General features: G+C 69.4%; 15 protein-coding genes and 1 pseudogene. 9 read left to right on the top strand and 7 right to left on the bottom strand.

Annotated elements, in window-relative coordinates:
* Positions 1–64 precede the first annotated feature (64 nt).
* Together AC0665_RS17720 and AC0665_RS17715 are read right to left on the bottom strand one after the other, a co-directional pair.
* Positions 65–1,036: a cyclase family protein gene (locus AC0665_RS17720; RefSeq protein WP_478610077.1), complete on the bottom strand. Its 972-nt coding sequence runs from the start codon at positions 1,034–1,036 to the stop codon at positions 65–67.
* Entirely contained in the window at positions 1,033–2,043 is a 1,011-nt protein-coding gene (locus AC0665_RS17715; protein ID WP_478610161.1) for a fumarylacetoacetate hydrolase family protein, read from the bottom strand. Before AC0665_RS17715 ends, AC0665_RS17720 begins: the two co-directional genes overlap by 4 nt.
* A gap of 122 nt (positions 2,044–2,165) precedes the next feature.
* Between AC0665_RS17715 and AC0665_RS17710 the strand changes: the two genes are divergently transcribed.
* The gene (locus AC0665_RS17710) at positions 2,166–3,089 is read left to right on the top strand and encodes a LysR family transcriptional regulator (RefSeq protein ID WP_478610078.1); all 924 of its coding nucleotides are present in this window, start codon (positions 2,166–2,168) and stop codon (positions 3,087–3,089) included.
* Positions 3,090–3,411: 322 nt separating this feature from the next.
* Here the strand turns inward: AC0665_RS17710 and AC0665_RS17705 are convergent, their stop codons facing one another.
* The gene (locus tag AC0665_RS17705; RefSeq protein WP_478705493.1) at positions 3,412–5,016 is read right to left on the bottom strand and encodes a serine/threonine-protein kinase; all 1,605 of its coding nucleotides are present in this window, start codon (positions 5,014–5,016) and stop codon (positions 3,412–3,414) included.
* A gap of 574 nt (positions 5,017–5,590) precedes the next feature.
* On the opposite strand from AC0665_RS17705, the pseudogene AC0665_RS17700 reads away from it, so the two are divergent.
* The 8 genes and pseudogenes from AC0665_RS17700 to AC0665_RS17665 form a co-directional block, all read left to right on the top strand.
* Positions 5,591–5,771, top strand: a pseudogene (locus tag AC0665_RS17700) (dienelactone hydrolase family protein); the annotation flags it as partial.
* Positions 5,772–5,918: 147 nt separating this feature from the next.
* A complete protein-coding gene (locus AC0665_RS17695; protein WP_478610079.1) occupies positions 5,919–6,755 on the top strand; it encodes a helix-turn-helix domain-containing protein in 837 nt (278 codons plus the stop codon).
* A gap of 82 nt (positions 6,756–6,837) precedes the next feature.
* Positions 6,838–7,308 (top strand): cupin domain-containing protein, encoded by a 471-nt coding sequence (locus AC0665_RS17690; protein WP_478610080.1) that lies wholly within the window; start codon positions 6,838–6,840, stop codon positions 7,306–7,308.
* A complete protein-coding gene (locus AC0665_RS17685) occupies positions 7,305–8,024 on the top strand; it encodes an SGNH/GDSL hydrolase family protein (protein WP_478610081.1) in 720 nt (239 codons plus the stop codon). The genes AC0665_RS17690 and AC0665_RS17685 overlap by 4 nt, the downstream gene beginning before the upstream one ends.
* A gap of 967 nt (positions 8,025–8,991) precedes the next feature.
* Complete coding sequence (locus AC0665_RS17680) at positions 8,992–9,525, top strand: DUF7822 domain-containing protein (RefSeq protein WP_478705297.1); 534 nt, start codon at positions 8,992–8,994, stop codon at positions 9,523–9,525.
* 896 nt (positions 9,526–10,421) lie between these two features.
* Positions 10,422–12,407 carry a beta-galactosidase gene (locus AC0665_RS17675; RefSeq protein ID WP_478705296.1) on the top strand — a complete coding sequence of 662 codons (1,986 nt, stop codon included), beginning with the start codon at positions 10,422–10,424 and terminating at the stop codon, positions 12,405–12,407.
* Positions 12,408–13,082: 675 nt separating this feature from the next.
* Positions 13,083–14,594 carry a glycoside hydrolase family 43 protein gene (locus AC0665_RS17670; protein WP_478705295.1) on the top strand — a complete coding sequence of 504 codons (1,512 nt, stop codon included), beginning with the start codon at positions 13,083–13,085 and terminating at the stop codon, positions 14,592–14,594.
* A 118-nt stretch (positions 14,595–14,712) separates the two neighbouring features.
* Positions 14,713–16,467, top strand: coding sequence for a cellulase family glycosylhydrolase (locus tag AC0665_RS17665; protein WP_478705294.1), 1,755 nt, complete (start codon positions 14,713–14,715; stop codon positions 16,465–16,467).
* Between the two features lie 210 nt (positions 16,468–16,677).
* On the opposite strand, the gene AC0665_RS17660 is transcribed toward AC0665_RS17665, so the two are convergent.
* From AC0665_RS17660 to AC0665_RS17645, 4 genes are all read right to left on the bottom strand, one after another.
* Positions 16,678–18,447 (bottom strand): RICIN domain-containing protein, encoded by a 1,770-nt coding sequence (locus AC0665_RS17660; protein ID WP_478705293.1) that lies wholly within the window; start codon positions 18,445–18,447, stop codon positions 16,678–16,680.
* A gap of 197 nt (positions 18,448–18,644) precedes the next feature.
* Positions 18,645–19,466 (bottom strand): carbohydrate ABC transporter permease, encoded by an 822-nt coding sequence (locus AC0665_RS17655; protein ID WP_478705292.1) that lies wholly within the window; start codon positions 19,464–19,466, stop codon positions 18,645–18,647.
* Positions 19,463–20,446 carry a carbohydrate ABC transporter permease gene (locus AC0665_RS17650; protein ID WP_478610087.1) on the bottom strand — a complete coding sequence of 328 codons (984 nt, stop codon included), beginning with the start codon at positions 20,444–20,446 and terminating at the stop codon, positions 19,463–19,465. Before AC0665_RS17650 ends, AC0665_RS17655 begins: the two co-directional genes overlap by 4 nt.
* A gap of 117 nt (positions 20,447–20,563) precedes the next feature.
* Positions 20,564–21,814, bottom strand: a complete 1,251-nt coding sequence (locus AC0665_RS17645; protein ID WP_478705291.1) for a sugar ABC transporter substrate-binding protein — start codon at positions 21,812–21,814, stop codon at positions 20,564–20,566.
* Positions 21,815–21,846 lie beyond the last annotated feature (32 nt).

The raw sequence follows: 21,846 nt of genomic DNA, 5'->3' as shown, positions 1-21,846 counted from the left end.
TGCGAGCCGGGCGGGCGAGGGTGGCGTTGCCGTCCGGGCGCGGCCCGCCCGGCAGCCCAGGCCGCTACTTGACGGCGAGGGGATTCACCGGTGAGCCGACGGACCCGGTGATGGGCAGTGGCGCGGCGGTGAGCCAGAACTCGTACCGGCCGTCGGCGGCGCAATGTGCGGCGAGGGCGTCGAGGTCCCACATCTCACCGATGAGCAGACCGATGTGGGGGATGGCGACCTGGTGCAGCGGCTGGAAGGCGTGGTCGAACTCGTTGGGCCGCACCTCGAAGCCCCAGGTGTCGGTGGCGATCCCGGCGATCTCGCTCCGGTGCAGCCAGCCGGCCGTGCTGAAACTCAGCCCCGGCGCCGGCCCGCCCGCGTAGTCGCCCCAGCCTTCGTGACGGGCGCGGGCCAGCCGCCCGGTGCGCACGAGGACCAGGTCGCCACGACCGACGGTCACACCGTGCGAGGCGGCGGTTGAGGTCAGGTGCTCCTCGGTGACGGCGAAGCCGTCGGGCAGTTCGCCGTCCTGGCCGATGACCAGGCCCACGTCGAGGAGGACGCCCCGCCCGGCGACGTGCGGAGCCATGTGCTCGATGCCGGTGACCAGGTCGCCTTCGGAGGTGACGACCTTCTCCGCCGGGCGGCCGTTCCACGCCATGCCGTGATCGAAGATGTGGCCGAGCCCGTCCCATTGGGTGGAGCACTGCAAGGGCATGGCGATCACATCGTCGGCGCCACCGAAACCGTGCGGAAAACCCTGACCGCCCAGAGCGGCGTCGGTGCCGGTGGCGAGCATCGTGTGCACCGGGTTCGTACGCCGCCGCCAGCCTTTCTGCGGGCCGTCCATGTCGAAGGCCTGTGACAAGGAGAAGCTGACGCCGTCGCGGATCAGGGCCGCGCCCTCGCGGCGCTTGGCCTCGTCGAGGAAGTTGAGCGTGCCGAGCACGTCGTCCTCGCCCCAGCGGCCCCAGTTCGAGTACGCCTTGGCGGCCTCGGCGATCGCCGCCTCAGGATCCGCACGGTCGATACGGGCGGCGGTCATCGTGCGTCCTCCGCGACACAGCGGGTGCGCTGGGCACCGAGCCCGGTGACCGAGCCGTCCATCACGTCGCCGTCGCGCAGCAGCCGGCCCCAGTGGATGCCGTTGCCGGCCGGGCTGCCGGTCAGAACCAGGTCGCCGGGAAGCAGTCGGGCGGTCTGGGAGATGTACGAGACCAACCGTGCGACACCGAAGATCATGTCCTTGGTGGACTCGTCCTGCATGGTCTCGCCGTTGAGTTTCAGGGTGACCTGCAGGTCGGACGGGTCGGCGATGGAGCCGGCAGGGACGATCCACGGGCCGAGCGGGGTGAAGCCGGGGGCGTTCTTGCCGCGCAGCCAGTCGGTGCCGATCGGGGGCATGTCCCGGCGGAAGACGCTCGCGCGGTCGGTCAGGTCGTTGGCGATGGTGTAGCCCGCGACGTGGTCCAGCGCCTCCTCCACGGTGACCCGGTAGGCGGGGCGGGAGATCACCGCGGCCACCTCCAGCTCCCAGTCGGGCTTCTCGGCCCAGGCGGGCAGCACCACGTCGTCATAGGGGCCGCTGATCGTGGTCGGCAGGCCGATGAAGACGTACGGGAGGTCCTCGGCGGCCCGCTTGTCCATGACCGCCGCGACCTCGGCGCGGGCCTCCTCGACGGTGCCCGGGGCGTCCGGGGCACGGTGCGCGACCGCCAGGTCGATCACGTGTTGCCGGTAGTTGGCGCCGGACTGGAAGATCTGCCGGGGCTCGACGGGCGCGTGCACCCGCAGGTCATCGAGCGACAGCCATGCGCCGGCCGGCTCCGCCGCGAGGGCGTGCAGGCGGGGCAAGGTCTCGTCCCAGCGCTCCAGGAGCACAAGGGTCGTCAGCGCGGGTTCACCCAGAGCCGCGCGCAGGTCGAGCACCTGGCCGTCGGGCACCACGAGGCCGGGGAACGCGGCCCCGCCCGAGGCGGAGAGAGTGCCGATGGCGAAAGGGCCCGAGAAGGGCGCGAATGGTGCCGACGCGGCTGCGGATTTCACGGAGATGTCCTCCCGATTGCGGTCCCACTAATCTGGCCCGTAGATTGCAATCAGGGAAATCGATTTCCTGTATATAAGAATCCAGCCGGTGAATACCGATGGTGCCGGCTCCGGAATTGGGATGCTTCGTGAACTTGGCCAGCCTGGACCTCAACCTCGTCGTTGCCCTGCGCGCCCTCCTGCAGGAGCGCAACGTCACCAGGGCCGGCCAGTGCATCGGGCTCAGTCAACCCGCGATGAGCGCGGCCCTGGCCCGGCTGCGCCGCCACTTCGACGACGACCTGCTCGCCCGGGTGGGCGGAGGGTACGAACTGACCGCCCTCGGGCAGGCCCTCCTCGACCGAACCACCACCGCATGCGACCTGCTGGAGCGCGTCTTCGCCAGTCAGGCCGAATTCGACCCCTCCCGCGAGGAGCATGAGTTCACGCTGATCGCCTCGGACTACGCGGTTGCCGTCTTCGGCACCGAACTCGCCCGCACCGTCCAAGCCGAGGCACCAGGCATCCGGCTCAGGTTCAAACAGGTACCGAACGAAATCATCGACAGCACCGGGTCGCTGCTCAGCACCGTGGACGGGCTACTGCTGCCCCACGGCATCATTCGCGGCTTTCCCACGGTCGAGCTCTACCAGGACAGCTGGGTCTTCCTCGTCGCCGACGACAACCCCGAGGTCGGCGAGCAGCTCACCCTCGACGACCTGGCCCGACTGCCATGGGTGACGTACCAACGAGCCTACGACGCCCCCGCCGCCCGCCAGATTGCCGCGCTCGGCATCGAGCCGCGCGTCGCGGTCTCCGTCGACAGTTTCCAGCTGATGCCACTCCTGGTTGCGGGCACCCGCCGGGTGGCTCTCCTTCAGAGACGTCTCGCCGACGAGCTGGACGGACTCGCGCACGTCCGCCTCATGGAGCCGCCCTATGACGCCGTGCCGATCCAGCAGGCCTTGTGGTGGCATCCGGTCCACATGCACGACGCGGCGCACATGTGGCTGCGGGAGACGGCGGCCCGGGTCGCCGAGGCCGCGAGGGCTCGAGGAAGGGGCGGTGGATGAGAGCGAGCCATGCGGACACGGCGGGGTTCATTCGCAGCGGCCACGGTGACGTCGTCGCCGCCGTCGCGCGTCCGCCCCGCACGGCGTCCTCGGCGTGATCAGCCACCTCGACAAGCCCACGCCGGCCTACCGCGACAACCCCGGACCCATTCCGGGCCGGCGGCTGCGCGTCTTCCAGGACGACGCCGACGCGGCGCCATTCATGAGGTCGCGGCTGGCTGGAAGCCCGTAATGAAGGCGGAGGCAACGGAGCGTCCCAACCTCAGCGACCCGGCGCCGGACGGGAAGGGCGCGGCACCGACCGGGCCCGCGGGCTCAACCGTCAGCGCCGGGTGAGGGTGGACGGCGCCCCGGCGGACTGGTCACGGTCGTCGCGCAGGCCCAGGGTGTCTCGGCCGGTCATCGTAACGACGTAGATACTGCCGTTGGGGCAGGGGACCTCGGCCCCCTGTTCGGTGGGGTGGCTGCTGACCGCCTTGAGGACCATCGATGCCTTGCGCATCTCCTGCAGTCGCAGGGTCTCGGTGCATCCCAGCTCACGTTTGGTGTCCACTTCGGTCACCCTGCTGACCTGCTTGCCCGCCAGCTCACCTCGTTGTGCTGGGTGGAGAGTCAAAGTGACGCTGAACCGGTCGGTGCGGGGCTCATTGAAGCCGTCAGGGGTGGGATTGCCCGGCCCGGTGCCGACCCATGTACCTGCCCAGGCCTCGGGAAGCGATGTGGCAGTGGATGACGGCGAAGGCGTCCCGTCGGAGTCGTCGGAGAAATGCCGCACGAGGAACGTGCCCGCCGCGGCCATCAAGGCCGCGGCCATGGTTCCGGCGACCGCCCGGCCGGTACGGCCGGACACCCACCGTCGCACGGCGTCGACACGCGGCAGGACGGCGGTCTGTGCGTCGGCGGAAGCCGGGCCGTCATGGGGCTCACGTGACACAGCCGCCACAGACGGCGGTTGCACTGTTGCGGAGATCAACGCGTGCGCCTCCTCCTCCCGCACGGCGAGATCCTTCTCCAGCCCTTCGGGCAGCAACTGCGGCCAGGTACCGCACCGGCCGCCCATGCGTTCCAACAGCACGCTGACGGTGTCGAGCGTGGCCCGCTGCTCGGGGTCCTTGGCCAGACAGGACCGCAGGAGCGGGACAAGGGCCGCCGGAACGTCGTCGAGGTTCGGCTCCTGATGCACGATGCGGTAGAGCAGCACCGCAGGCGAGAACTCGTCGTTCGGGTTGGAAAACGGGCCCCGTCCCGTCGCCGCGTACACCAGTACCGCAGCCAGCGAGAAAACGTCGCCCGGTGCACCCGATTCCCCGGCACTCACCTGCTCCGGCGCCAGATAGCCGGGAGAACCGATCACACCGCCCGTCCTCGTGTGACGCGTGTCCTCCCTCGCGCGCGCGATCCCGAAATCTATGAGCAGAGGACTACGGCGGCCCAACAGCACATTGGACGGCTTGACATCCCGGTGGGCCAGTCCCGCCCCGTGTACCGCTGCCAGCGCCCCGAAAAGCTCGGCCGCCAGTGCCAGGACGCACGGCTCGGACAGCCGGCCGTACTGCTGCACCCACTCCGCCAGGGACGGCGCTGCCACGTACTCGGTGGCGAGCCACTGCGGGCGCTGCCCCGGAGGGCTGTAGTCCACCACCGCAGGCGTCCAGGGCGAGCGCACTCGGTCGCTGTTACGGATTTCCCGCGCGAACCGCTCCTCGAACCCCGGTCCCCGTCCGATCTCGCCACGCACCGTCTTGAGCGCCAGCGGCCGCCCCGACACCGTCCGGGACAGATACACCCGCCCCATTCCGCCCTCACCGAGTCGCGCCAGCAGTGGATAGCCACCGAGAGCTTCCGGATCCGACCCGTCCAGCAACTCCACGCCCCGCCGCCCTCTCAAATCTGCACTGCCGATCAGCTTCAGCCGCCGGACCAGCACAACCAAGCGCCGTATCCGTGACATCGGCACCAAGCATCACCTGTCACACCCGCAATAGACCATTCTCAGCCACCACGTCCGGCAGGCCGAGAACCCGTCACCGGGCGAGAGCCACGTGGGCGGTCGGGAGGGCACACCTTGGCACAGCTACCGATTCGTACTGGTATGTGCACGTCGTGGCATCGGGTTGGGGCGGTGTTCCTGCGGCCTCGCGGTCGTCCAGGGGTCGGGGCCGTGAAGGTTTCGGTGCTCCGGCCGGGTGGGCGGCCCTCCAGCAGATGTGCCGGAAGTCACGCCGGGTGCGGGCAGAGCGAGTCACGATCCGCAAGGTCACCGCCCGCGGCGGCCGCCCATCCGGCGCTTGTCTCCTACTACGGCACCATCGGCGAACTGTTCTGGGCCATTTTCGGGCGTGGGCTGCGGAGGGGGACTCGCGACGTCTGGAAGAGAGAGGGGGCCCTGACAGTGAAAGCCGCTCCAGGCCAGCCGCAGCCGCGACCAGGCACTGCGCCGGGATGCCCCAGCGGCAGAACAGCGGCCGGGCCGGGCTCGACGATCACTACAGTCCAGTCTCATAACGGCGATTACGACGCGTACGGTCGAGTACCCGGCGGACGGTTTGATGATGATCGGGCACTTCGCGATCTCGGCCGGTATCGACCGCCGGCCCGCGGGCCTTCGACCTTCACGGCGGGCGCTATTTGGGCGACCCCGAGGAGATGCTGGCCCGTTGCATACCACTGCTCTCTGATCCGGCCCTGTTCTCGCATAGCTACGGCCAACGGACATGTAGCGCTGCGTGACGGGGTGCCGGTAAGAACCGCGTCACCAGCCGCACATGGCGGTGATCAGTCCTTGGATGGTGATCTTCCTGGGGCTGGGCGGCTCGTACACTGACGAAAATGGAGGACCACACGGCCACCGGGATCGGTGCACGTCCGGCGCCTGTCTTGCGGCAGTACGTCGACTCGTATGTCGGCTTCGACCTCCGCGGGCTCCCGACGGGGGTGCACTGCGGCCCGCCGAGCCGCGCGCTCACTGCGGTGATCAGCCTGTCAGATCCTTTGGAGGTGGCGGCGGGCGTTGACGACGGGTCACCGGTCACCCGATTCGGCAGCGTGGCCGGCGGTCTGATGTGCCGGTCCGTCGCGATTCACCACGACGGACGCCAGCAAGGTGTTCAGGTATCGCTGACACCGCTCGGGGCCCGGGCCATCTACGGCATGCCCGCCGCCGAGCTCGCCCACCGACTGGTCCCACTTGACGAGCTTCTCGGAGCGCTTGCCGTCGAGCTGGTCGACCGGCTCCGATCGGCGACAACATGGGCGGCGCGGTTCACCGCGCTGGACGAATTGCTCCTCCGAGCTGTCGGCCGTGGCGCCCGCGGCGACCATGTGCGCTGGGTGCGCCCCGAGGTAGCCGAGGCATGGCGCCGCCTCGTCGCCGCGCGGGGTTGCGTCCAGGTTGGTGCCGTCGCCGCGGAACTCGGCTGGAGCCGTCGGTACCTCACCGAGCGGTTTCGCGGTGAGGTGGGTTTGTCGCCGAAGACCTTCGCCCGAGTCTTGCGCTTCGAGCACGCGCACGAACTGGCGGCGGTGCAGGACCCGCTCCCGTGGAGCGATGTGGCAACCGTCTCCGGCTACGCCGACCAGGCCCATCTCGTTCGGGACTGGCGCGAGTTCACGGGCCGATCGCCGACGGCCTGGCGTCGCAGCGAAGTCCTCCTCGGAGCCGGGTAGCCGCCAACCGTCCGCCCGTCGCGTCGGCTTCTCTTCCCTTTTCTTCAAGACCGCCCGATCGCTGTCGTGGACGATCGTCGGCATGAGACTCGTCAACCACGAACGCAATGCCATGGACCTGCGGACCACCCCCGTGCACCTCGGACTGGGATCGAGAGCGAAACCCGTCGAGGGCTTCACCTGGGACCCGGAGGTGCTCCAGGCCTACAGCGCCGCGGTCGCGGCAGACGGCGCCGAGGGCCGGATGGTGATGATCTTCGACGGCGATGGGCTCGGCGACCATTGGGAGAGCCACCCGGCAGGCGACGAGCTGGTCGTTTGCCTCAGCGGGTCCGTGACGGTCACCCGCGACGTGGGCGGGGTGCCCGACCGCGTTCTGCTCGGGCCGGGCGAGGCCACCATCAACCCGGCCGGGGTATGGCACGTGGTCGACATGGAGGGGCCGACGTCCATCCTGGCCATCACTGCGACCCTCGGCACCGACCACCGTCCTCGGACCGACACCCGCCCGACCGAACGCGTCGGCACGCCCAGCCCGGAGGAAGCGCCGTGACGACACGCATCGCGTGCCTCGGCGACAGCCTCACCCGCGCGCAGTTCAGCGTCGACTACCTGGATCTTCTCGGACGACGCCGCCCTCCCGGTGACGTGCAGCTTGCCCGTTTCGGCGCCAACGGCGACTTCGCCTACAACCTCTTGCAGCGTCTCGATGCCGTCGTCACGAACCCACCCGATGTGATCACCGTGTTGATCGGGACCAACGACGCCCGAGCGAGCCTTGCCGGCTACCCCGTCGAGCAGGCCATGAAGCGCAAACAGCTCCCCGATCGCCCGTCGGCCGGCTGGTTCCAACAGTGCCTGGGGGCCGTCGTCGCACGGCTGCGAGCGGAGACCGACGCGACGATCGGTCTGCTGTCGCTACCGGTACTCGGCCAACAACTCGACGGAGCAGCGGCACAGGCATCGCAGGCGTACAGCCGGATGATCGCCGAGGTCGCCGCCACCAACGAGGTGGCCTACCTTCCGCTCCACGAACGCCAGATCGAGGAGCTGCGCCAAGCGGACCCGCCGCCGATTTCATACCGGGAGGTGACGCCCGCAGCGGCCGTCGGCGTCCTCGTCCAGCACGCAGTGCTGCGCCGCAGCCTCGACACGATCTCGCGGCGGCGGGGTCTCGTGCTCACGACCGACCACATCCACCAGAACAGCCGCGGCGCCACCCTTATCGCTGAGGTCATCGACGCCGGTCTGCTGACCCGGAGCGCGTAGCTGGTTCCGGCGCGCTGCGGGCCTGCTCGGGTCCGAGCGTCGACCAGCCCCGATGCCACACCCTGACATCTGTCAGTGACGCCACGTTCCTAGCGCGGTCTACGGTTCGAGGCGCTGACTCGCTGGACCTCTTGACCGCTGCGGCGGCTCGAGCAGGAGCGAGCGGCGTCGAGTTCCGCTCAAGGCAGGAGGAAGTAGTGCGCAAAGCTGTGCTGGCCTTGTTCATGGCGCTGGCGGCTGTGCTCGCGGTTGCACCGCTCGTCGGTGCCGATCAGTCCCGGGCCGTCGCCTGTTGCGGCCCGAATCCGCCCGGTTGGCCGTGAAGCGCTCACCGTTAGTTAGACCTGGCTTACAGGAGGAAGCAGTGCGCAAAGCTGTACTCGGCTTGTTCGTGGCACTTGCAGCGGTGCTTGCGGTTGCACCGCTCGCTGACGCCGATCAGTCCCGGGCCGTCGCCTGCTGCGGCCCGCCGCCGCCCACCTGGCCGTAAAGGGTGCTCACTGTCAGCTCGAGGTTGCTTGAGGGGCCGTCAGTTTGCTGGGTCCCTTCCCTCGTCGACGCGGCGGTCAGACGACTGCTGGTCGCACGTGACCATGGGCCACATCCGATCCGCTGCTGTTTGCCGCCTCGCACCGCGGCCAGTTCCTGGCCGCGGTGCGTGTGTAAGGCGGCCGTATACGTTGCATTCCCGCGCCGGCTGGAGGACCCGCACGGCCTGCACGGCGACCCGGTGGAAACCTCGCGCGAGGTGGCCGCTCGGGTCACCGCAGCGGCGGCCGACCGTCCTCCTCGGCTACGAGCCGGCCGCTTGGGGCCCGCCTTCCGGACATGCCGGCCGGGCAGCAAACCTCTGTCGGGGCAGCCGAATAGGCCCGAACCCGGGCCGCGACCCTCCCGCGCGCTCTGACCGCGCTCGAGGATCCGACGACGCCGGCGTTGTCGGTCCCCGGTGCTAGCGTCGCCATCCATGGCGAACCGTTCATACCTCTACTCTGCGGACTCGATGCCGAACGAGGCGGAGATCCCCCAGCGGATCCGATGCATATCCGAGCACAACTGGGACATCCCGCTCGCGCACAAGCTCATGGTGGGGCGCGGAACGACGGTCGTTCCGTCCATGATCTGGAACCCTCCGATCGGCATCGCCGCGGACTATGCCGACGGGGCGGCCCTGCTGCTCGGCCTCCTGCGCGCGGTCGGCAAGGGTCTGGAGGACGACGCCGAGTTCGCCGACTGCGTTGCCACGACCACGGCCCACCTCGACAAGCAGCAGGCGAGTTACTTCGTCCTGGAGACCGGGGAGATCATCTCGATGACGGGCGAGGACCCGACAGTGGGCGTGCGGCGTCTGGTGTCCGAGGACATCCCCGATGCCGTCGCCCAGGCCGAGGCGGCGATCGCCGGCCAGAACGACGACTGGCTTGCCTCGGTCCGAGCCGACTGGCAGAGGCGCTTCGGGTCCTTCTACAGCGAGACGCTCTACTTCTCCTTCCCCGACTAACGGGGCCCGCGGCGGGGGAGGGGCGGTGCGCAGGACCCCACCCCCGACTGCGCTGGCAAGTGACCGCGACGTGCTGGCGGCGATCGTGTTCGTCCTGTTCGTCGATGGGGCCGCGCTCCAGAGCCGCGCGCAGTCGGCCGATCACGGTCGCGCTGGAAGGGCCGGACACGCTGCACCTGGAATCGGTCAGTTCGCTCGTCGTGGGCTGTCCATGGCGCCGGTGTCCGCGCCGGAGGCGATGACCGGGCGGCGTGGGTGTGGCAGATCGAGCACAACGGCGGCGGCTGGTGCTGGGAATGTCAGGAATACGACGGGGCGGCGGGCAGGGACGAAGAACCCACGAGGACCTTCAAGCAGGCTGGTTGCGGGCTATCGAAGCGCTTCGACGCTCGCATCCCAGCGACAGGCTGTCAACGGCTTGGGTCAAAGGAATTTTCTTGATGCCTGCCCCCTTGTCTCGCAAGAAGCGTGTCATTAACGTTCCCGGCCAGGTGAAGCGCTTCGACGATCCGGAGGAAAGGACCGCCGCCTTGAGCAACGAGCTGAACCGCGGAAACTTCGTCGGCGAAGGGGAGTCGACTCCGGCTTCGGCTCCACGCACGCACAGACGGCTCCGCTGTCCCTGCAGAGGGCGGTGGTCGTCCCGACGCTCTTACCGCTGCTGATCATCTGCCGGTTCGGGCAGAAGAACTTCCGCACCGGTGTGCTCTCGGGCGCGATCAAGGGGTGAACCGGCCGCCCGTCTGCGCCCCCCTGTGACCGGGAGCGGCTCCACCCGCCCAATCCCCGCTGCTGGAGCGGAGCCGCTCCCTCACCACCGTCAGGAGGGACGCTCTGACGGTATGCCAGAGCAGTCGCCCAGCAGTTGCCGAGTCCCTTCTTCCCGAGGACCAGTCATGACCACCCGCAGCCTGACCGACCGCCTGGGCGGCCTCGCTTTCGGCGGCGACTACAACCCCGAGCAGTGGGACGAGCCGGTGTGGAAGGAGGACGACGCGCTGATGCGCCGGGCCAGGGTCAACCTGGCCACCGTAGGCATCTTCTCCTGGGCCCTGCTGGAACCGGACGAGGGCCGCTACGACTTCGCCTGGCTCGACGCCCACATCGACCGCCTCCACGCGAACGGAGTGGCCGTCGACCTCGCCACCCCGACGGCCTCCCCGCCGCCCTGGTTCACCCTGGCCCACCCTCATGCGCTGCCGGTCACCCCGGACGGCACCCGCCTCACCCACGGCAGCCGCGACACCTACTGCCTCACCGCGCCCGCCTACCGCAGCGCGGCCCGCCGGATCGCCTCCGCCCTGGCCGAACGCTACGGAGACCACCCCGCCGTCGCCCTGTGGCACGTCCACAACGAGTACGGCACGCTCTGCTACTGCGACCACACCGCCGCCGCCTTCCGGGTGTGGCTGCGCACCCGCCACGGCTCGCTGGACGCCCTCAACGAGGCCTGGGGAACAGCCTTCTGGAGCCAGCGCTACACCTCCTGGGAGCAGGTGCTGCCGCCGCGCGTGACGCAATGGCACAAGAACCCCGGCCAGGCACTGGACTTCCACCGCTTCTGGTCGGACGAGATCGTTGCCGCCTACCGCGAGCAGCGCGACGCGATCCGCGCGCACAGCGACCGGCCGGTGACGACCAACCTGATGCTCCCCGCCTACCAGAACGTCGACCTGTGGGCCCTGGCCCGCGAACTCGACGTCGTCACCTCCGACCAGTACCCCACCTCACCCGGTCTGGACGCCGCCGTCGACGTCGCCTTCCACGCCGACCGCGCCCGCTCCCTGGGCGACGGCCACCCCTGGCTGCTGATGGAACAGGGCACCAGTACCGTCTACGACCGCGACCGGGTCCTGGCCAAGGAGCCCGGGGACATGCTGCGCCACACCCTCGGGCACATCGCGCGCGGTTCGGAGGGGGCCTTGTTCTTCCAGTGGCGGCAGTCCCGGGCCGGCGCCGAGACGTGGCACTCGGCGATGGTCCCGCACGCGGGCCCCGACAGTCGCATCTTCCGTGAGGTCGCGCAGGTCGGCGAGGCGGTCGCCCGGCTCGGCGAGCTGGCGGGATCGACGGTCTCCGCTTCGGTGGCGGTCCTGCACGAAGCGGACGCCTGGTGGGCGCTCGGCGTGGACGGCCTTCCCTCGGCGGACCTCGACTACCACGCGGCACTCGGCCGGGCGCACCGGGCCCTGTGGGACGCCGGCGTCACCGTCGACTTCGCGCACCCCGAGCACGAGTTGAGCCGCTTCCCGCTCGTCATCGCACCGGCCCTGTTCCTCCTGTCCGACGGGGCGGCCGAGAACCTGCGCCGTTACATCGCCGACGGCGGAACCCTCCTCGTCCAGCACGCGAGCGGATACGTCGACGACCGCATGCACGCCCGCCTCGGCGGCTACCCCGCCGAGCCGCTGCGCGAGGCGCTGGGCATCCGCGTCGAGGAGTACCGGCCGCTGCGGCGGGACGAGCGGATCGCCCTGTCGGACGGATCGCACGGCACCGTCTGGAGCGAGTCGCTTCGCGCCGAAGGCGCGGAAACGCTCGCCGCCTACGCCGAGGGCATGCTCGCCGGCAGCCCGGCGCTGACCCGTCACCGCTTCGGCACCGGACAGGGCTGGTACCTCTCCACCCGCCTGGACGACGCCGGCTACGCCGCCCTGGTCGCCCGGCTGCTCGACGAGGCGGGGGTGGGTCCCGAGGTGCAGGGCCTGCCCGCTCAGGTCGAGGCCGTCATGCGACGCGCCCCGGACGGCCGTCGCTGGGGCGTTCTGATCAACCACCGCCCCGAGCCCGTGCCCCTGCCCGAGCCCGCCCACGACCTGCTCACCGGCAACACATTGTCCGAACTGCCGCCCGGCGGCTGCGCGGTGCTCCGTACCGCCTGACTCCCCGCCGAGTCCCTCCCTTGCCGTCGGGGCCTGCCCCCGCGCGTTCTGACCCTTACCAGAAAGGCCATCATGACCGGCGCACCGCAGGCTCTCCTTCAGGGCCAAGCGCCCCTGGAGATCGAGATCGACGTCGGTGAGGACGGCACCGCGGCCGCGCCTGGTCGAGCGTGTGTCTCATCGACTCGTACGTCGGCGGACGGCTGCGCCACCGCGCGCACCGTGTGTCCCGCGACGGTGACCGGCACGTGCTGACCGTCGAGCTCCGCGACCCTGAAACCGGGCTCGTCGCGGAGGTGACCTACCGCTCGCCGGACGGGGTGCCCGTACTGCGCAGCGAGGTGGTCCTGCGCAACGGCGGGGAGGCCGCGCTGTACCTGGAATCGGTCTCGTCCCTGGTCGTGGGGTGCCTCGCGGACGGTCCGGAGGCCATCGGGGGCGCGGAGCTGCTGTGGGCGGAGAACGAACCTCCGCGGCTCCGCCGCTCGCGTCGACGTCCTCTACCTCACCGCGAGCCAGGCCGCCGCCTGGAACCCCGATGCCGCCGGCCTCACGCTGACGCTGCCCACACCTCCGTCCACCGTGCTGCTCCGCCTCACCCACACGCTGCCGGAAGCGCCCTGAACCGCCGGTGACACATGACAACGACCCGCTGAACGAAAGGGACTTGGTCCAATGTCAGAAACGCAGGGTGCGGACGCCACCATGACCAACCCCGTGATCCCAGGCTTCCACCCAGACCCCAGCGTCTGCCGCGTCGAAGACGACTACTACCTCGTCTGCTCCAGCTTCGAGTACTTCCCCGGCATCCCCGTCTTCCACAGCCGCGACCTGGTGCACTGGACGCAGATCGGCAACGCCCTGGACCGGCCGACCCAACTGCGCCTGCCGGCCGCAATGCCGTCCTCCGGCGGGATCTACGCTCCCACCCTGCGCCACCACGACGGACGTTTCTGGCTGATCGTCACCAACGTGGCCGCGGGCGAGGGCAACCTGCTGTTCACCGCCACCGATCCGGCCGGGCCCTGGTCCGACCCGGTCCGACTGCCGGAGGTGAAGGGCATCGACCCGGATCTCGCCTGGGACGAGGACGGCACCTGCTGGTGCACGGTCGCCGGGGGCGCGCAGGTCCGTATCGACCCGTACACCGGCGAGACGTTCGGACCTCCGCACACGGTGTGGGCCGGCACCCCCGGCGCCCAGGCGCCGGAGGCGCCGCATCTGTACCACATCGGCGCGTACTGGTATCTGCTCATCGCCGAGGGCGGCACCGAGCGCGGCCACGCCGTCTCGATCGCCCGCGGGCGCACGCCCACCGGCCCGTTCGAGCCGTGCCCGGCCAACCCGGTCCTCACCCACCGCGGCACTCACCGCCCGATCCAGAACACCGGTCACGCGGACCTGGTCCAGGGGCCCGACGGTTCGTGGTGGATGGTGCTGCTGGGCGTCCGGCCGCGGGGTGGCACGCCCGGCTGGCATGTGCTGGGCCGCGAGACCTTCCTGGCGCCCGTGGAGTGGGTGGACGGCTGGCCCGTCGTCGGAGAGGTGTCGCCCGAACTGCCCGCGCCCGCCTGGCCGCTCGTCCCCGGCCCCGCCGAGGTCCACCGGGACGACTTCGACCTCAGCGGGTTGCGGCCGCAGTGGATCTCCGTACGCGACCGTCCGGAGGAGCACTGCACCACCAAGGAGCGGGCCGGCTGGCTGACGCTGCGCGCCCGCGGCGCCTCGCTGGACGAGCCGGACGTCGTGTTCGTCGGCCGCCGCCAGCAGCATCTGGCATGCCGGGTGCGCACCCTGATCGACCCCGCCCAAGGGCGCGGCGGCCTCGCCGTCCGCCTGGACGAAGAGCACCATTACGAGATCGAGGCGGCCGAGGGCCAAGTACGCGTCCTGAGCCGCGTCGGACCGTTCCGCACTGTCGTGGCTTCCCGTCCCGTGCCGGCCGGGCCCGTGGTTCTGCGCCTCGACGTCTCCGACGCCCCTCCGAACGGCCCCCGCACCGGTCCCGACATCCTCACGTTCGGCGTCGAGGAGCAGGACGGCACCTTCACCGCACTCGGCGCACTCGACGGCCGCTATCTGTCGACGGAGGTGGCCGGCGGATTCACCGGCCGGGTCATCGGCCTGTACGCCGCGGCCGGCACAGTCCACTTCGACTGGTTCGACCACGAGCCGCTCGGCCTCTGAACCGGCGAGGCGAGCCGAGGTACCACGTCGGCTTCCGAAGACGCCCCGCCCCCTTGCTGCCTGCCGCTCCATCCCCCCCGCGGGCGGAACCCGCTCGGCCAACAGAGAGAGGTCACAGATGAAGGGAACGCACCTCCCCACCGACCGGCGCAGAGGCGGCCCGGGCCGGGTGCTCGGTCTGCTGCTGGCGCTGGTCGCCGCGATAGGGCTGACCAGCACCGCCGCGTTCGCCGTACCGTCCCACGAGGGCGCGTCCGCGGCGACGAAGAACATCGCGCTCAGTCCGATGGGCACCGTGGCCGCGATGCAGCCCAGCTGGAACCTCGGCAACACCCTGGACGCCATCCCCGACGAGACGTCCTGGGGCAACCCACCGGCGACCAAGGCCCTGTTCGACACCATCAAGGCCCAGGGTTTCCGCAGCGTCCGCATCCCCGTCACCTGGAGCGGCCACCAGTCCTCCACCGCCCCCTACACGATCGACGAGACGTGGATGAAACGCGTCAAGCAGGTGGTCGACTGGGCGCTGGCCGACGGTCTCTACGTCGTGATCAACGTCCATCACGACTCGTGGCAGTGGATCGCCGACATGCCCACCGACCACGACAACGTCCTGGCCCGCTTCCAGGCCACCTGGACCCAGATCGCCGCCGAGTTCAAGGACTCCCCGAAGAGACTGCTCTTCGAGAGCAACAACGAGCCGCAGTTCAACAACACCACCGACGCCCAGGGCATCCAGTACAACGACGAACTGAACACCGCCTTCCACACCGTGGTGCGCCAGTCCGGCGGCAACAACGCGACCCGTCTGCTCGTCCTGCCCAGCCTGCACACCAATTCCGGCCAGGTCTTCCTGGACGCCCTGGTGAGCGAGATGAAGTCGCTGAACGACCCCCACCTCGTGGCCACCGTGCACTACTACAGCTGGTACCCGTTCAGCGTGAACATCGCCGGCGGCACCCAGTTCGACGCCACCGCGCAGAAGGACCTGACCGACAACTTCGCCCGGCTCCGCGACACCCTCGTCTCCAAGGGAATCCCCGTCTACCTGGGTGAGTACGGCCTGTTGTCGTACCCCGACCACTTCCAACGCGCGCCGCGTGTCGAACGTGGCGAGGCACTGAAGTACTTCGAGATGTTCGGATACGAGGCCCGCATCTCCGGGGTGACCACGGCCCTGTGGGACGCCTACAACTTCCTGAACCGCTCCACGCTGCAGTGGCGTGAGCCCGAGCTGATCGACCAGATCAAGTCGAGCTGGAAAACCCGCTCGGGCACCGCCTCCTCGGACCGTGTCTTCCTGGCGAAGTCGAGTGCGATCACCGCCAGGACACTGACCCTGAACCCGAACGGCACCACCTTCCGCGGCGTGTGGCAGGGCGGCAAAAAGCTCGTCCGGGGCCGGGACTACACCGTCTCCGGCAACCAGCTCACGTTCACAGCCACCGCGCTGACCCGGCTCGCCGGTGACCGCGCCTACGGGGTCAACGCGACGATCGAGGCCCGTTTCTCCCGGGGTCTGCCCTGGAAGATCTACGTGACCACGTATGACAGGCCGGTGCTCTCCGACGCGACCGGTGACGCCGGCGGTCTCACCATCCCCACCCGATACCGCGGTGACCAACTGGCCACCATGGAGGCCAAGTACGCCGACGGCAGCAACGCCGGCCCGACCGACTGGACTCCCTACCAGGAGTTCAACGAGGCATTCTCTCCCGACTACCCGGGCAACGGTCTTCTCCTCACCTCCAAGTTCGTCAACTCACTGCGTGACAACACCCAGGCGACTCTCGTCTTCCACTTCTGGAGCGGAGCCACCGTGACGTACGAGGTGACGAAGAACTCAGGCTCGGTGACCGGAACCGTCGCCTGACCATTCCCCGCCCCGGGTGTCCCCTGGCACCCGGGAGCTCTCTTCCTGTCACTGGATCCGCTGGGACCCGCGGTTCGACCCGGCCCGGTTCACGCTGGGGATCAGCCGGCGCGGGGGTGCCCCAAACGCCCCGAAGCCGAAGGCACCCGGCCGGAGAGACAGCAGCCCCGCGCCCGCCGGAAAGGCGGACGCGGGGCCGTTGGTGTTGCCTCAGCGGGAAGTGAGTTTCCACAGGTGGTCGGCAGTGCCGCTGTCGGCCCACTGCAGGACCTGCGCGCCGGACGTCGTGCTCATCTGGTCCACGCCGAGTACGAGACCGCTGTTGTAGTTGGCGATCTTGTAGTAGCCGCCGGGGGCCGGGATGAGCTGCCAGAGGTGGTCGGCGGTGCCGTTGTCACCCCAGATCAGAGCCGTGCCGCCGTCGCTGGTGCTCATCTGGTTGATGCCGAGCACCAGGCCGCTCTTCTGGTTGACGATCTTGTAGAGGCCTTGGCCGGCGGAAACCAGGGTCCAGTTCTCGTCGGTGCCGGTGGTGGACGTGGCCTGGACGACCGAGGTGCCCTGGGCGGTGCCCGCGTTCAGGGTGTCGAGGGCGAGGCCGCTGTTCTTGTTGGTGATCTGGTAGCGGCCGGCCAGGGAGGTGTTCGTGCCGCTGGGGGTGATGACCAGGTGGTAGCCGTCGCTGGCGTTCATCGTCACCGGGACGGTGATGGAGCCGTTCGAGACCGTGTAGTCGGCGTCGGAGATGGTGATCGGGCCGGGAGAGGCGGTCGTACGGCCGGTGTCGGGGCTGTATTCCAGCTTCACGTGGACCGTGCTGCCGAAGGCCGACAGTGAGGACAGGCCGTTGACCTTCACGGCGCAGGAGCCGGTGCAGCCGCCGGCGATGACGCTGATCTGGTTGCCCGCGCTGTTCAAGGACGCGAGCCCGTCTATGCCCGTCTGGGCGGGCGGCGTGGTGACCAGCATGTTGCCGGACATGTCGCCGTACCACTTGTACGTCCAGTACGAGCCGTTGGGCGAGCCGCCGGTGTCGGTGAGGGTGTCGCCGAGGGTGCCGTAGTGGTTCCAGAAGGCGAGTTCGGCGTCGCGGACGCCGGCCCGCTCGAACTTGGCGGCGTAGCCGATGAGGGCACCTGAGTTGCCCATCTCCGCGGGCTTGCCGTACTCCTCGATGTCGATCGGCCGGGGGCTCAGTCCGAGGCTGGACTCCAGTGCGCGGTAGTCGGCGATGCGCGAGGCGATGCCCGAGCTGCCCCCCAGCTCGTGCCAGGCGATCACGTCGGGGACGGCGTTGTTGGCGATGGCGTCCTGGAGGAACGTCTGCATCTTGGCGTGGGTGTAAAAGCTGAAGCTGGGGCCCTGGATGGGGGTGGTGGAGTCCTTGGAGCGGATCTCCTTGTAGGTCGTGCTCCAGGCGGTGTCGAAGGGGCCGGCGTGGGTGGTGTCCCAGTTCAGGTCGGGCTCGTTCCAGATGGCCCAGGCCGAGATGTTGGTGGCGCTGGATGCCTTCACGGCGGCGATCTGCTTGTCCACGGCGGACAGCCAGTCGCTCATGCTGACCCACTTGTAGGGGAAGTCCGGGTACCAGTCCGGCATCCGTGCGACCACCTTGGCGCCGGCACGTGCCGCCTTCGGGGCGACGACCAGGGCGTCACCGGCGGGCTTCGGCTCGCCGTTGGGCAGCTGGCTGCCGCCCGGGGCCATCTGTACGAAGGTGTTCGGCTTGAGCGGGGTGACCAGGCTGTCGGCGGGCGTGGTGTCGTCGGCGAGGCCGTAGAGGCTGCCGGTGCCGACGTGGGTGACGGGCCGCAGGTTCTGCGCGGCGTTGACGACCAGCGTGGTGGAGGAGGAGGGGGTGGCCTGGGCGGAAGTGCCGGACAGGACGAGGGCGGTGGTGGCCAGGGCCGTGGCGAGGGCGGCGGCGCTCGCGCGGCCGAGGGTTCCTCTGTGGCGGTGGCGGGAGCTCAGGTATGACATCAGCGGCTCTCCTGGGCGGGAGGGGGACGTGCAGGTGGCGCGGCGCGCCGGGGGGAGGCGACGGCTCGGGGGCCGGCCGGTTACGTGGGACGTAAGCCCTCGTGACGGGTGGCAGCTCTGGACGGTGTGCGGGCGGGACGGGGGGTGGAGCGCGGTCCCTGCGGGTCCGGGGGGCACGGATGGAGGTCATCGTGGGATCAGTCCTTGACGGCGCCCGCGGTGACGCCTGCGGCTACGTAGCGCTGCGCGAGGACGAGCAGGACGGCCGCGGGCAGGGACGCGACGACGGCGGTGGCCATGATCGCGTTCCACTCCTGGTTGTTGTTGCCGATGTAGTGGTAGATGCCGAGGGTGATCGGCCGCCAGTCACCGCCGCCGTCGAGGGTGTTGGCGAAGACGAAGTCCGACCAGGCCCACAGGAAGCTGAAGAGCGAGACCGTGACGATCGCGTTGCGGCTTACCGGCAGGACGACGGACCGGAAGGTGCGGAAGGTGCCGGCGCCGTCGATGCGGGCCGCGGCGATGAGTTCGCCGGGGATACCGGACATGAAAGCTGTGAAGATCATGACGCCGAAGGGCACGGCGATGGTGGAGTCGGCGATGATCAGGCCCCACCAGGAGTTCTGCAGACCCAGGTCGAGGAAGATGCCGTAGAAGCCCATCGCCATGACGATGCCGGGGATCATCTGGGCGACCAGCAGGGCGAGGCCGAGGAGTCCCCCGCCGTAGGGCTTGAGCTTGGCCAGTGCGAAGCCGGCCGGGGCGGCGAGAAGGAGGGTGAGGACGACCGTGCCCAGACCGATGAGCAGGCTGGTGCCGAGGTAGGGCATCTGGTCGTTCAGCACGGCCCGGTAGCCCTCGAACGTGGGGTGCAGGGGCAGCAGGTCGGGCGGGCTCTTGCGCATGTCCTGCTGCGGGGTGAGGGACACGTTGAGCATCCAGTACACCGGGAACAGCATCACGGCGGTGAGAACCAGACCGATGACGGTGTAACGGCGGGATCCGGTACGGGACTTCACGATTCCTGCCTCTTCTGGACGCGGATGTACAGCAGCCCGAACACGAGGGCGATGAGGATGAGGATGTTGCCGACGGCGGCCCCGGGTCCGAACTTCGGCAGCAGGGTGCCGAACCCGAGCTGGTAGGACCAGGTGGCGAGGGTGGAGGAGGCGTCGCCAGGGCCGCCCTTGGTCATGATCCAGATCAGGTCGAACACCTTGAGGGTGTAGACGAGACCGAGCAGCAGGGTGATCGCTGACACCGGCCGCAGCAGCGGGAAGGTGATGCGCCGGAACTGCTGCCAGGCGCTCGCCCCGTCCAGGGCCGCGGCCTCGTACAGCTCGCCGGGGATGTTCTGCAGGCCGCTGTAGAGGATGACCAGGTTGAACGGGATGCCGATCCAGACGTTGGCGACGATGACCGAGGTCAGCGCCCAGTCCGGGGAGTTGAGCCAGTTGACCGGGGACACGCCCACCAGGTGGAGGGCGTAGTTGACGACGCCGGACTCGCTGTTGAGCATCCATGACCAGGTCGACGCCGACACGATCAGCGGGAGCAGCCAGGGAATCAGGAAGAGGGCCCGGAGTGTGCCGGCCAGTCGGAAGTGCCGGTTGAAGAAGACTGCGAGGGCGAGCCCGGCCACGTACTGGAACACGATCGACACGAAGGTGAAGATCATGGTGTGGAGCATCGCCGGGCCGAACGTGGGATCGTCGAGGACGGTCCTGAAGTTGTCCAGCCCGGAGAAGGGCGCGTCGCCCGCCACGAACGACCGGACCGTGTAGTCGCGCAGGCTCAGGTCGAGGTTGCGGTAGAGGGGGTAGACGTAGAAGGCGGCGAGGTAGAGGGCCAGCGGGGCGAGGAAGGCCAACGCCGTGAGCCGGCTCCTGCGGCGCTGTCGGCGCCGGAACAGCGAGGCGTCCGTCCGGTCAACGGTGCCGGTCGCCGCGAACTTGACCGTCGACCGCGGTGAGCGGTGGTCGAGGCGGGCGGTGGTCATGCGAACTCCTGGGTGCGGGTGGCCTGCCCGGGGCGTGCTGGTGTCCGGGCGGTTGCGGGTGCCGTGCGGTTCTCGGAGACAGGGCCGCCCGGGGGCGTGCCGTGCGGGCGCCGGGTGTCAGTTGCCCTTGCCGGCGGCCGTCTGTGCGGCGTCGAGAGCGTCCTTGGGGCTCTTGCTGCCGGACAGGGCGGCCTGGACGGCGGTCCACATCGGCTGCGAGATGGTCGGGTACTTGGTGCCCAGACCGCCGCTGGTGCGACCGCGTGCCGCGGCCACCGCCGTGACCCACGGCTTGAGTTCGGGGTTCGACTTGATCTGCTCGGCCTGCACCGTCGCGGTGGGGGCGACGTATGTCAGGGTGTTGTCCGTGGTCAGCAGGTTGGCGGAGTTGGTCAGGCAGGTGACGATCTTCTTGCTGACGTCGTAGCGCGAGGTGTCCTTCTGCACGGGGACCGTGACGAACTCGCCGCCGGTCGGCACGGGTGCCGAGCCGCCGTTCTGGCCGGGGATGCTGATGACGCCGTAGCCGAAGCCCGCCTTGGCCGCGTTGCCGAGCTGCCAGGTGCCGTTCTCGGCGAAGGCGTAGTCGCCGGTGGCGAACTCCTGCCAGCTGGTGGTCTGCGTGTTCTGCAGGACGTCCTTGGGCGCGTACCCGGATCCGACCCACTGCTTCCACAGGGACAGCGCGGCCACGCCCTTGTCCGAGTTCAGCTTGGTGAGGTCGCCGCCGGCGCCCCAGAACCAGGGCAGGAACTGGAAGCTGCCCTCTTCCGTGTTGATCGCGGAGAAGGTGATGCCCTTCTTTCCGGCCTCCTTGACCTTCTTCAGGGCTGCCGTCAGCGAGGCCCAGTCCTTGATGGAGGCGGGGTCGACGTGCGCGGCGGACAGGACCTTCTTGTTGTAGTAGAGGGCCAGCGTGTTGGCGCCGATCGGCACACCGTAGGAGGCGCCGTCTATCTCTCCCGCGCCGAGGATGTTCTTCTGGATCGCCTTCGTGTCCAGGCCGATGTCACTGGTCTTGTTGAGGATTCCCGCCTCCACCATCGTGGACACGACCGGGTTGTCGACGAGCATCACGTCGGGGGCGTTGCCCTGCTGGGCGGCGAGCAGCGCCTTGTTGCCCAGGTCAGTGGTGTCCATGCCGGTGCGCTTGACCTTGACCCCGGCGTCGCTGCCGCACTTGCTGACGAGCTTGCCCCAGGCGGAGGAGGCGTCGAACTGCGGGTACGGGTCCCAGAAGGTGTACGTGCCGCCGGCCTTGGCCGAGCCGGACCCGGAGGAGTCGGAACCACCGCCGCATGCTGCTACGGAGGTGAGCGCGCCGATGGCGGCGATGGCGGCGATCAGGGTACGGCGGGTGCTTCTCATGGTGACCTCGTTGTCTCGGGGTGTTTCACAGG

This window comes from Streptomyces sp. NPDC043685 (assembly GCF_056436585.1).
The sequence above is the reverse complement of the archived record's forward strand: the minus strand, read 5'-3'. Positions and strand labels throughout refer to the sequence as shown.